This is a genomic window from Halomonas icarae (assembly GCF_009901955.1).
GTDB classification, from domain to species: domain Bacteria; phylum Pseudomonadota; class Gammaproteobacteria; order Pseudomonadales; family Halomonadaceae; genus Halomonas; species Halomonas icarae.
Genome location: NZ_WUTS01000007.1, coordinates 1 through 796 on the forward strand (window position 1 = coordinate 1; position 796 = coordinate 796).

Genomic DNA, 796 nt, shown 5'->3' on the forward strand with positions numbered 1-796 from the left:
TGCTGGCCCCGGGCAAGAAGACGACACACCGCGCCTACCTCTGGGCCTATGCCACCACGCCTTACGCCGGGTTGCAGGCGGTGGTCTACGACTTCAGCGAGGGGCGCGGCGGCCAGCATGCCCGTGACTTCCTCGGCGAGTGGCGGGGCAAGCTGGTTTGCGACGACTACAGCGGCTACAAGCAGAGTTTCGCCAACGGCGTCACCGAGATTGGCTGCATGGCTCACGCCAGGCGCAAGTTCGTCGACCTTCATGTGGCCGGGAAGAGCCAGATCGCCGGTCAGGCCATCGAGCTGATCGGTCAACTCTACCAGGTGGAACGTGAGGCCCGTTCATTGACCGCGGAAGAACGCCAGCGGCTACGCGACACCAGAGCAAGGCCGATTGCCGGCGCGCTACACCGTTGGATGCTGGCTCATCGCGAGAAGGTCCCGAACGGCTCAGCGACGGCGAAAGCGTTGGATTACAGCTTGAAGCGTTGGGCGGCGCTGACGCGCTACCTCGATGACGGTGGATTGCCCATCGACAACAATCGGGTGGAAAACCTGATTCGCCCCTGGGCGCTGGGCCGCTCGAACTGGCTGTTTGCCGGGTCGCTGCGCAGTGGCCAGCGCGCCGCCACCATCATGAGCCTGATCCAGTGCGCCAAGCTGAACGGCCACGAGCCTTACGCCTACCTGAAGGACGTGCTGGAACGGCTGCCGACCCACAAGGCCAGCCAGCTCCACGAGCTCCTGCCCCATCACTGGCAGCACACTGCCTGATTACTCGCAAGCGGTGATGCCCGTTCGCTTAC

The 796-nt window shown here is 64.3% G+C and carries 1 protein-coding gene; it reads left to right on the top strand.

Annotated elements, in window-relative coordinates:
• On the top strand, positions 1 to 764 hold a 764-nt coding region (gene tnpC, locus GRB80_RS15805; protein ID WP_161424384.1), incomplete at its 5' end, for an IS66 family transposase.
• Between the last annotated feature and the right edge of the window lie 32 nt (positions 765 to 796).